Below are 12,024 nucleotides of genomic sequence, written 5' to 3' on the forward strand. Positions count from 1 at the left end.
AGAATTTTACGAAAGCTTCTTAATAGTATCCGATGGTTGTCCACAGGAATAAAATCAACGATTTTCCCTTAGAAGAATCGTACTTAGCACAAGGAGGTGTCTTCCCGTCCTTAGAACTGATTTATTTGATGTTTAGAAAATACTCGTTCTTAATACCGAGCTCTTCCATTTAGGTTTGACAAGGATGTGAGCGGGAGGCTTGAATGATGATTTGAGTCACGCCACACCTTTCCCCTTGTTCATTTTTGCTCGTCCAAAAACGAACCAAAAAAGACGCAAACGATCAGAACTCGCTTGTGTGGATTGCAATCTGGGCGATGAAATGATTTAGATACCACACTTCGCTCAGACAATGCTCGTTTGATCGGTGGGATATGAGTTTCTGTTAGTTTGTAAAAATTCTACGTATCAACACAATATTCTTATCAATTTCTTCATACTTTTGCTGGAACTTAAAGCAATAAAATATCCCGAAATAACCCGCGGATGCGGGTGAAATGTGAATAGCCCCACGTTTCAACGTGGGGGTTAAGGATGGTAATCAAAAAAAACCATCGGGCGGGATTTTTTGAAAGGCTTTTACTATAATCCGATGGTTGTCTTAGGAATCCGATCAACGGGTGCTCTCTTAAGGAATTGTGCTTAGCAACAGGAGATGTCTCCGCTCTACACCGAAAAAAACACCGGTGTTCGATCCTTCTAATGGAGAAAACTGGTGTTGATGCTTGAACAAAAATATATCACGTATTACCACCTTTCCCCCTTGTTCATTTTTGCTCGCCCAAAAACGAACCAAAAAGGGCGCAAACGAATAAAACTCGCTTGAGCGGATTGGGTTTTATACTTTGAATTCGCACCTTTTCCGCTCTGCGCTCAGACACTATTCGTTTGATCAGAGGGTGACTTGCCTTTTGTCAGATAGTGAGGATTCTTCGTCTTATAATTTAATGACTCATTATTTTATCTATCTTTTCACTGGAACTTAAATCAATAAAATACTCCATAAAACCCGCGGATGCGGGTGAATCATATAATAACCCCACGTTTTGCCGAAGGCATCCGTTGGGTAACATGGGGGGTAGTTACTCAAAAGCCACTGTCGATGCAGAAACCCAAAAATTCGTATAGTTTCTGGATATTGTAAAAAAATCACTCACCCGCTCTCTCCTTTACTCCGTCTCTCCCTCTCACCCGCCTGCGCCAAGGCATTGTTAGACAAGCCCTCACCTCCTCTTCTTTTACCAAAAATCTGAATTGAAGCTTGCCCTAAACGTACAACAGGAAAAAAAATTGCAAATATGTGGGAACATAAAATCTATATAAGAATATCCCTTTTTTATGTAATAAAAATTATTACAAATCTTGCTTTCGTGTTGAGCAAAATGAACAAAATAATACTTAAAACAAGTAAATAGTGATATGAAAAAAGGTATGTTATTGGCAGGGATAGCTTTATTGGTTTACATGAATTTGGCTATGGTTTTGGCGGGCGGGGTGTTGGCCCAGAATGCGAACAGTGTGCAGGGAGACCGGCAGGCATTGGTGGATTTGTATAACGCTACCGGCGGTGGTAATTGGGATAACAACTCAGGGTGGCTGAAAGGAAATCCCTCAAACAGCTGGTATGGTATTCAAGTGGATGGAAACGGTCGAGTGGTTCGTCTGGATCTGTTTTCAAATAATTTAAATGGAAATCTTCCGGGTAGTATTGGGAATTTAAGCAGGCTTACCTATTTAAATACGAAGCAAAATAGACTATCAGGTGAAATTCCAGAATCTATAAATAATCTTGGAAGCCTTGAATGGCTGCTTTTGTCCGGTGTCAGACAAAAGGATCCAAATTTTAGGAATGATACATATCCGGGAAAGAAAAATGAGGCAACAAATTCATTTAGTGGTTCTATCCCGTTTATAGGCAACCTGTCAAACCTTCAGGTGCTCGAGATCGCAAATCAGCCAAACTTTGAAAATACGCCTATACCGGCAGAAATTGGAAATCTTAAGAACTTATGGTTTTTATCCTTACAGAGAAATTTACATTCCGGAGGGGTTCCCAAATCTTTTGCCAATCTGACAAACTTACGTCACCTTCATTTGCACTATAATAAGATTTCGGAACCGTTGCCCGAAATTTTTGAAGGCTGGACCGATGCTCAGTATGTTAGATTTGGAAATAATCAAATACCGGGAGAAATACCATCGACTTTTGATAATATGATTAATTTGCGAGTGCTTGTACTTGGAAAAAATAATCTGACAGGAAGCATACCGCCAAAGTTTCTGGACGGAAGTCTTCCAAGGTTACATACTGTAGCACTTGAGTGGAACAATTTAACCGGGAGCATACCACCGGTAAAGACAAATCTTACTGTATTGACATTAGATGGAAATAATTTATCCGGTACAGTTCCCGATATGTCCTCTGCACGAAAACTTATTAATTTTGGGTTGGGATGGAATAATTTTGAGGGGGAGTTTCCGGATATGAGTCATGCACGACAGCTTCGATACATCCGGGCGAGGAATAATAATTTTTCGGGTCCGCTCCCTGCGCTGCATCCGAATAACAGGAGACTGGCAAACTTATGGTTTCAGAACAATAATTTTTCAGGCCCTGTAGATCCATCTATTGCAGAGGCAATTGCGAATGGCCGTGATTCATTCGGGGATTTTAACATCTCGAATAACCGGTTCTGCGAGTCGGATCTGAAGGGCTTGGTGGCGGCGGTCAACACAATGGACAATGGGGTTAGTTCACGTTACGGTGGTCAGAGTAAGCCCATTTGCGGAAATAATAGTAGTGCAAAAGCTCAGAGCTTAACAGGTGAGCTGGTGAATGGTTCAGAGTCCGGCACTTCTGCAAATGAAACAGCACCTGAAACGGATACTATACCGGTTGAAACGGGGATCAATCAAAACTATCCAAACCCATTCAATCCCACCACACAAATTGAGTATACGCTCTCGGATGTTCAGACCGTATCCCTGAAAGTTTACGATATGGCCGGGAGGCAGGTTGCAGTTCTTGCAAATGGTGTTAAACAGGCAGGCCGTCATACCGCAACATTCGATGCCGGAACCCTGGCCAGCGGGGTCTATTTTTACAGGTTTATCACAAACTCTCAGGTTTACACTAAAAAAATGACGTTGTTGAAGTGAGTTGAGTGTTATGGATATCGTTTTAACCGAGCCCGGTTGAGTATTTCGCGGTGCGGGATCAGAAATGCACTGGCTGCACGGAATGTGGAGTATTCACTGCGTGAATGTTGAGTGTTCGCCCCGATGGGTCGGGACCAGAAATACGCTGGCTGGGCGAACGTTGAGGGGGTTAGTTGGCAATACCCCAATAATCGTTTGATTATTGGGGTATTTTTGTTGGCTGTGTAGATTGATCATCAGCGGATAGAATTGATCCCACCTCGAGAGGCTGTTAGAATTTACAATCTCATTCGTTGGCATTATTTACTTTTTAAGGTGTCAAAGCTTGTATTGAAGCTCCCCTCCCTATCAAGTCCCGTCAGGGCGCGATAGGGAGGGGCCGGGGGTGGGTCAGAAAGTCTGGGAGCTGTGAGAATGGCAGAAATCTTACTTTATTTAAGTGCATTTTCTTTGGAAAACAATTTTCTCACAGCTTCTCGAGGAGGGTGCCTGTCCTGTGCTTTTCAGGACTGGCGGGAGGTGTTCGTTAGGCTCAAAACTCTTAGCACGCGGTGCAAATATAGATCTTGTTCAATCCCTAAGTATATTGCGCCGCGCTAATGAACAAATTTGAGCCTGTCATGTCGACCGAAACACCGGTGCTTTTCCGGTGTGGAGTGGAGAGATCTCCCCGTTTCTGGAACTGATTTATTTGATGTATAGGAAAAGCTCTTTTTAATATTGAGCTCTTCTTCTTAGCAGAGGGATAAAAGCTTAAACTGTTTCTGAGCCGTGCAACACCTTTCCCCTTCTTCATTTTTGCTCACCCTTCCAAAGGGATCCCTTACGGGGAAAAACGAACCTCCCCAAGGTATCCCTGCGGGGAAAAAGGACGCAAACGATCAGAACTTGCTTGAGCGGATTGGGTTATATACGTTGAATTCGCGCCTTTTCCGCTCTGCGCTCAAAAACTAATCGTTTAATCGGTTGCTTTTTTAGTTGTTGATAGTTGGTGAAAATGATTCCATACAAACCCGCGGATGCGGGTGGATTAAATAGTAACACCACGTTTTAACGTGGGGTCGAAGGCGTTGCATAAGAAATAACCATCGGGCGAAATTTTGTGAAAGATTCGAAATAAAATCCGATGGTCGCCTACAAAATCCAGATCAACGATTACCCTTTTAAAGATCGTTTTTAGCAAAAGGAGATGTCTCCCCGTTTCTGGAACTGATTTATTTAATGTATAGAAACAGCTCTTTTTAATACCGAGCTCTTCCTGATCATATATGCATTGACGCGGTTCTTTAAATCGGGTTGGTTAATACGTGCTTAAATTGTAATTTCGTCACTCACATATCTCCTGCGTATTTATGAGTTGCATTTTATATTTCGGGGAGCCTTTATTTGCAGAAGTTTGACTCTCAATGTACTACATCTCTGTAATCCTCTTCTTTGTTTTTAAAATTCGCCCAAAAAAAGAGCACATCAGAAGACTGGGAAACTCACTCTCTAAAAGAGGTTACATGTCGCTCTATGAGCATATGATACATTTGTACGATAAAGATATAGACCTATACTCACAAAAGAGTTGTCTAACAGCTAAATTTACTGGAACAGGTTACGGTGGAATAAATATGAACTCCTATCGAATATTGGAATTCAAAGAGAACACTCTATTTGAGAAAATATATTTTAAAAGCTGGGTGGATGACATTATTATTTTTACAAAAGAGGTACTTCCGGAAGTGCTTACGCAGGGAATTAATACTCCAAAATTAATTGAATCAAAAGAAGGAGAAAATTTCTTTATCACCTACTTTGAATATTTAGAATTAGAACCCTTAAACCATACAAATTTTCTGAATGAAGCAACAGATATCGCAGCTTCTATCGCCAATGTAAAGCTGGATCCGGCCATTGAATTTCCAGATGGCAGGTTACATTATCATAAAAGCAGCTTTAAAGGGAAATTAGATAATCTTAAAAAAGAACTGACACCATATATGTCGGATATTAGTAATTTTCTGAACACCGTGGATGATTACATAAATAAAAATGTCAGAAAAACCTTGAATCACGGAGATTTATCTGAAAGAAATGCCTTCAAAAATGGTAAAGTTATTGATTGGGACAATTTTGGCCTTTATCCGCTGGGTTATGACTTCGGAAAAACTATTGGCATGTCCGAAATATATAAAAAAAATGAGTTGTCACTACAAGATTATCTGAAAATTGAAGATATGATATTTAAAAAAGTAGAAAACTTATTAACCAGAGAGCTACTTGAAATATCTTTGCCCTATTTTACTGTTATATTTCTTAGACATTATCGGGTCAGGAGCAGATACAATGACATCAACTCCATATCGCGTGAATTGTTAGAACTTCTCAAAAACAGGCTGGCAAAATTGAGCAAAGTGGGCAGCCACGATTCATTGTAATAGTATAAAACCTGCCACACAATCCCTCCTCGTACTTATAGTTATTTGCTACTTCTCTAAACTGTAATTCCCACCATAAAAGGAAATGCAGAGTGAACAAGCAGCTCATCAGTTCAGCTGATTATTTTGCAAACCATGGACATTCTTCGGCTTAATTCTTCACAGTGCTCTTTATTTCACTTCCCTAAGTACCGGGAACACTGTTCGAAGAGGGCGTCATCCCGCACTTTCCCGTATAAGGGATCCCTTACTCGATCAAAAACACTTTTTTGGACAGCCCCGGGTAAGTGACGGCAAACCAAACCAAACCAAACCATCGGGCACGATCTTACGAAGGTTCGTAACCTGATCCGATGGTTGGTTACAGGAGTTAAATCAACGATTATCGTTTCAAAGATTCATACTTAGCACAAGGAGATGTCTCCGCTCCACACCGGAAAAGCACCGGTGTTCCGGTCGACATGACAGGTGGGTCTGGGGCGCATGCGCGGCGCCAGGCACCCACATGTCGAACAGGATTTACAGTTGCGCCGCGTGATAAACGTAATTTTCCGGGCAGAAAGCTCCTGTACTCCATTGGCCTGTTATAATGGTTCGGGCATCATTCGATGGTTGGTTGCAGGGGTTAAATCAACGATTTTCCTGAAAAGAACGGTGCTTAAACGATATCAGATTAGCGCCAAGCCTTTCTCCTTGTTCATTTTTGCTCGCCCAAAAACGAACCAAAAAGGGCGCAAACGATCAGAACTCGCTTGTGTGGATTATAATCTGAGCGCTGAAGCAATTTAGATACCACACTTCGCTCAAACAATGCTCGTTTGATCGGTGGGTTTATGGGTTATTGTTAGTTTTTAAAAAATGATGTTGATATATGACGATGGGTTCGGTGCGAAAGCATTTTCCCTTAGAAATATCGTAATTAGAACAAGGAGATGTCTCCGCTCCACACCGGAAAAGCACCGGTGCTCCGGTCGACATGACAGAGACTGTGGTTAAGAGGCGCGGCGCAAGGTGTTTAAAGATCGAACAGGGTTTAGGGTTGCGCCGCGTGATAAACGTTATTTTTCGGATAGAAAGCTCCTGTACTCCATTAGCCTGTTATAATGGTTGGGGCATCATCCGATGGTTGGTTGCAGGGGTTAAATCAACGATTTTCCTGAAAAGAACGGTGCTTAAACGATATCAGATTAGCGCCAAGCCTTTCTCCTTGTTCATTTTTGCTCGTCCAAAAACGAACCAAAAAGGACGCAAACGATCAGAACTCGCTTGTGCGGATTCGGATCTGTACGTTGAATTATTTAGATACCGCCCTTCGCTCAAACAATGCTCGTTTGATCGATGGGTTTATGGGTTTTCGTTAGATTTTGAAGAATGATGTTGATACATGACGTTGGGTTCCGTGCACAGGTGTTTTCCCGTAGTGGTCAGATATTAACAAAATACCCAAATAACCCGCGAATGCTGGTGGACGATACTGTAGCCCCACGTTTTGTCGAAGGCATCCGTTGGGCAACGTGGGGTCAAAGGAGGTGCATAAGAAATAACCATCGGGCAAAATTTTGCAGATGATTCGAAATAAAGTCCGATGGGCACCTATAAAATCTAATCAACGGTTTTCCATTAGAAGAATCGTATTTAGAACATGGAGATGTCTCCGCTCCACACCGGAAAAGCACCGGTGCTCCGGTCGACATGACAGAGACTGTGGTTAAGAGGCGCGGCGCCAGGTGTTTAAAGATCGAACAGGGTTTAGGGTTGCGCCGCGTGATGAATGTTGAGAGGGGGTAGAGATTAAAGAAAGGAGATAATAGATTTTCAAATTGAGAGGCTTTAGACCGATACTGTCAGAATACGGAGAAGCACCGTAATGCAGACAGGTCTTTTTCACTTCTGCCTTTTCACTTTTCATTCACTCTAAGACTCTGCCAGGAGCTCACTCCGTTCGCACTCTTGCAGGTCTTATTTTCACTCACCCACTCCCTCTTAACAGATCGGTAATAGTTTAAACTTTACCTGGGTCATACAAGCCCTTCCCCAATCCCGCAATTGAAAAAACGAACCAGAATTATAGTTCTTTAACAGGCTTCATTGTTAGTAAAATTGATGATAAATTATCTCTTCAGTATTATAGTTTAGAATAAAGTTGTTTGTAAACAGGATTAGGAAAACATAATGTGCAAATGTCCTGGCAGTATGAAGCAGGATTCTAACATAAGATCGGTTTACTGACGTTAACAGATGCGCCAGGTTGATGAATCATGATCGAAATGAGCCTCTGGTGTAGTCATCGGATGAGTTTTTCGAAGAATCGAGTCACACCGGATCAACAGATGATTCATAGATGACTCATCCGATGACTTTTGCAGGTTTGTTAACCTTTAAGAACATACCAGTTGTATGAGTAATCGTGGTATTCTTTGTAAGACATTGCACGATTATTTTTAAGAACTACAATAGAAAAAAATCAGAACAGAAGAGCCGCATTGTCGTTGAATAAGAAAAAAATACTTATCGTTTCCCGTTCGTTCTACCCGATGAACACTCCGCGCGCCTTTCGTACGACAGAACTGGTGAAAGAGTTTGCCCGCCAGGGGCATGAAGTTACCCTTCTGACCGTGAAGGATGACGAGCTTCATGTGCCGTTTGAGAAGGAACATGGGGTAACCATTAAAGACCTGGGGGACCTGAAACTGAAGCCGATTGATTCGCAAAAGGGAGGTAAAGTTGGAAGGCTTGTCCGTAAAGTGCTCCGCAGAGGGCTTTTACAGGCGTTTGAATACCCCGATATTCAGCTGGCATACCTGGTAAAAAAAGCTCTTGAAGAAGAGCGCGGGTATGATCTGCTGCTTACGATCGCAACGCCGCATCCGATTCACTGGGGGACCGCATGGGCCTGGAGTGAAAAGGACCCGATTGCTAAAACCTGGGTGGCCGATTGCGGCGATCCTTACATGGGTTCAAGGCTCGATACGTTTAACAAGTGGTTCTACTTTAAGTACTTTGAAAAATCGTTCTGCAGAAAAGCGGATGTGATAACGGTGCCGATAGAGGATGCAAAAAGTGGGTATTACCCTGAATTCCGGGATAAAATTGAGGTTGTTCCGCAGGGGTTTAATTTCGATGAGGTGGATATAAACAGGCAATCCTCCGTGGATCACACGGTTCCAACATTTGCCTATGCTGGCGGACTGATTCCCGGCGGCAGAGATCCCCGGCTGTTCCTGGAGTATATTACAGGACTCGACCGAAATTATAAATTTATTCTCTACACGCGGAGCCGAAACCTGGTGGAGCCGTTTCTCGAAAAAGGTGCCGGCCGGATTGAGATCCGCGACTACATCCCCCGCCCGGAGCTGCTGCGCACGCTGAGCAAAATGGATTTTCTTGTGAATTTTGAAAACGCCACCTCCCTGCAGATGCCGAGCAAGCTGATCGACTACTACCTTGCCGGCCGGCCGGTACTCTCAGTAGACGGGCAGAAAATTAATAAAAAGTCGATAGACGAGTTCCTGGAGGGAGACTACTCTTCCGCCTACAGCTATAACGGTGTGGATCGCTATCGGATTGAAAACGTCTGCGGACAGTTTCTTGAACTGCAGGAACGTGAGGCATAAAAATGCAGAGCAATAAACAGGGCTTTTACGCCTTTTTCCTTTTCCTGATCTGGCCCTTCCTGGCTACGGTTACGGCATTTAAGAATTACAAACAGAGCTGGGCGAAAAACATATTCTGGCTTTTCTGTATTTTTTATGGACTCACTTTTGCGATCGGAGCAGAAAGTGAAACAAGTGATATCGTCGGGTATGTAGCTCAATACCAAGATTTACACCATGAAAAAATGACGATTGCTACGGCAGTAAATTACTACCAGGAGAGTGGTGAGATAGATTTTATGCGGACAGCGATTGCTATACTTGTTTCCCGTATTTCAGACAGTCAACCGATTTTAACCCTTGTTTATGCTATCATTTTTGGTTACTTCTTCTCCCGAAATCTGTGGTATGTCATGGAGCGGCTTCAGGGGAAACTGCTTCCGATTACCATACTATTAATAATCTGTTTTTTCCTGGTGAATCCGATCTGGCGAATCAACGGGTTTCGGATGTGGACGGCAACGCATATATTCCTATTCGGTCTATTACCTTTTCTCTGCGAGGGAAAGACCCGCTATTTGTGGGTTTCAGTTTTTTCACTGGCGTTTCACTTTGCAATGCTTGTACCCCTTGGAGTTCTCTTTGGGTACATTGTCCTTGGCAACAGGTTGAATCTGTATTTCGGCACTTTCCTCTTTACCCTTTTCTTTGCTGAACTTGATCTTGCGGTATTTAATAACCTGATGCAGGCTTACGCCCCGGAAATATTGCAGGAACGAACCTCAAGTTACCGGGTAGAGGGGCCCGGGACGCCCGGGATGGCGGTCGCTTCAGCTGAAGACAGCGGCCGCTGGTATGCCTCCTGGTATGGCAGGGCTATACGGTATTCTGTGATGGCACTCTTGATAGGCCTTTATGTGACGGGGCGTGAACATTTCAGGAAACACAAATACTGGATGAACCTTTTTTGTTTCGTACTGGCATTCTTTGCAGCGGCAAATCTACTCAGTTCACTTTCCTCAGGTTCCCGGTTTTTTAATATTGCAAACCTTTGCGCCCTCCCTCTGCTCATTTTGTACATTCAGAATGTCGCAAGAGACAAAGTCATGAAAAGATTTACGTGGGTGGTTTCGCCGGGGCTACTATTATTTGCTTTTGTAGCTTTCAGGATTGGATTATATTCGTTGAGTGCAACCTCAATCCTTGGGAACCCGGTTGTTGCACTATTTATGTATGAAAATTATATGTCGATGAATGATTTTCTCAGGATGATATTGTGATTAAAATTATTATACATATAGTATCTGTAATTTATAACTGCTAAAATGTAATGTAGTAACTCCCTATTATAATGGTATCGAAATTAAGACATATTGCAGCACAGCACCTGGTAAATATGGGGGGATGGCGCACCAACAGGAAAATTGTTGTGATAGAGTCTGACGATTGGGGCAGTATTCGAATGCCGTCAACAGAGGTTTATGACAAGCTGTTGAACAAGGGAGTGCCTGTGGATAAAAGTCCTTATTGCAGGTATGATTCCCTCGCAAGTGAAACCGACTTAGAAGCACTTTTTGAAACGCTGTCGAAGTTTCAGGATTCTAACGGAAATCATCCGGTAATAACAGCCAATGTGCTGACTGCAAATCCAGATTTTGATAAAATCAGGGATTCAGGTTTTCAGAAATATTACTTTGAACAAATCTCTGAAACATTTAAGAGATATCCTGAGCACGAAAATAGCCTCACACTTTGGAAAAAAGGAGATAAAAAAAGGCTCTTTCACCCACAATCACACGGCAGGGAGCACCTGAATGTTCCATTCTGGCTGAAGCTTCTCAGAAATGATGAATATGATTTTCGATTGGCGTTCGATAACAGATGCTGGGGGTTAAGCAGTGATATCTATCCGAAGATGAAAAAAAGTATTCAGGCCTCCTTTGATGCTGATACAGCAGATGAGATTGAAGATCATAAAAAGATAATTAAGAGTGGTCTCAAAATATTTGAAGAGATTTTTGGATACCGGACGGCCTCCTTTATAGCAAGTAATTATATCTGGAGCTCTGAGTTAAATCCAGTTTTAAAAAAAGAAGGAGTTCGCTATTTGCAGGGAATGAAATACCAGAAACTTCCGGGATTGAATGAAAAAAGCCGCTCAATGGAGAGAAGATATTTGGGCGGAAAAAATAAAAATGGTCAATTAAACCTTGTTCGCAACTGTTCATTCGAGCCTTCATTATCAGTAGATAAAGATTATGCCCTCGATAGCTGTTTAAATGGGGTATCGACTGCATTTTTATGGAGAAAACCTGCTATTATTACATCTCATCGTATAAACTATGTTGGGTTTCTGCACCCTGAAAACCGAGATTGTAATTTAAAATTGATGAGAAAATTACTGCAACGGATTCTGGATAAATGGCCTGAAGTTGAGTTTATGACATCAGATGAGTTGGGTCAGGTGATTGAATAAAAGAAGTGAAACCTAATGGGTTTAAATATTTAGGATAGTCTTTTAACGCCTATCTTTTATTTCACAGGTACATTAAGCTCATATGGGAATTTTCTGTAAAGATGCACACGAAAAGATGAGAATTGCACCTTTTTAATTGTTCATTACTGATCCAATTTCTGAAGCAATAAACAACTTATGAAAACTGAAATATTACCGATAAATTAAAAACTTAATAAATATTGGAACTTTCTAATATTTCCGTGATTATAGGGCTTGGTGAGGGTACAGAGGTTTATTGTAATACTCACGTTTTAAATTGAATACTAACTTAGTGTTGATGAGTAGCGGAATGCTTGATTTGAAGATAGGCAGGGTAGTAATGGTAATGTTA

General features: G+C 42.0%; 5 protein-coding genes. All 5 read left to right on the forward strand.

Translation table 11 applies throughout. The features are described 5' to 3' along the window. The first annotated feature begins 1,419 nt into the window (after positions 1-1,419). The 5 genes from DYD21_RS20625 to DYD21_RS20650 all read left to right on the forward strand — a co-directional run bounded on the left by DYD21_RS20625 (position 1,420) and on the right by DYD21_RS20650 (position 11,651). A complete protein-coding gene (locus DYD21_RS20625; RefSeq protein ID WP_116038917.1) occupies positions 1,420-3,159 on the forward strand; it encodes a T9SS type A sorting domain-containing protein in 1,740 nt (579 codons plus the stop codon). A 1,505-nt stretch (positions 3,160-4,664) separates the two neighbouring features. After that, positions 4,665-5,582, forward strand: a complete 918-nt coding sequence (locus DYD21_RS20630) for a phosphotransferase (RefSeq protein WP_158607389.1) — start codon at positions 4,665-4,667, stop codon at positions 5,580-5,582. Positions 5,583-8,071: 2,489 nt separating this feature from the next. Continuing rightward, complete coding sequence (locus DYD21_RS20640) at positions 8,072-9,196, forward strand: glycosyltransferase (RefSeq protein WP_116038920.1); 1,125 nt, start codon at positions 8,072-8,074, stop codon at positions 9,194-9,196. A 2-nt stretch (positions 9,197-9,198) separates the two neighbouring features. After that, positions 9,199-10,455: an EpsG family protein gene (locus DYD21_RS20645; RefSeq protein WP_116038921.1), complete on the forward strand. Its 1,257-nt coding sequence runs from the start codon at positions 9,199-9,201 to the stop codon at positions 10,453-10,455. A 71-nt stretch (positions 10,456-10,526) separates the two neighbouring features. Continuing rightward, positions 10,527-11,651 (forward strand): hypothetical protein, encoded by a 1,125-nt coding sequence (locus DYD21_RS20650; protein ID WP_116038922.1) that lies wholly within the window; start codon positions 10,527-10,529, stop codon positions 11,649-11,651. The last annotated feature ends 373 nt before the right edge of the window (positions 11,652-12,024 follow it).

The sequence above is a fragment of the Rhodohalobacter sp. SW132 genome, assembly GCF_003390325.1.
Lineage (GTDB): Bacteria > Bacteroidota > Rhodothermia > Balneolales > Balneolaceae > SW132.

Excerpts from the sequence above, each read along its gene's own strand:
- DYD21_RS20645 (WP_116038921.1), top strand. The coding sequence starts at position 9,199 with ATGCAGAGCAATAAACAGGGCTTTTACGCCTTTTTCCTTTTCCTGATC.
- DYD21_RS20625 (WP_116038917.1), top strand. The coding sequence starts at position 1,420 with ATGAAAAAAGGTATGTTATTGGCAGGGATAGCTTTATTGGTTTACATG.
- DYD21_RS20630 (WP_158607389.1), top strand. The coding sequence starts at position 4,665 with ATGTCGCTCTATGAGCATATGATACATTTGTACGATAAAGATATAGAC.
- DYD21_RS20650 (WP_116038922.1), top strand. The coding sequence starts at position 10,527 with ATGGTATCGAAATTAAGACATATTGCAGCACAGCACCTGGTAAATATG.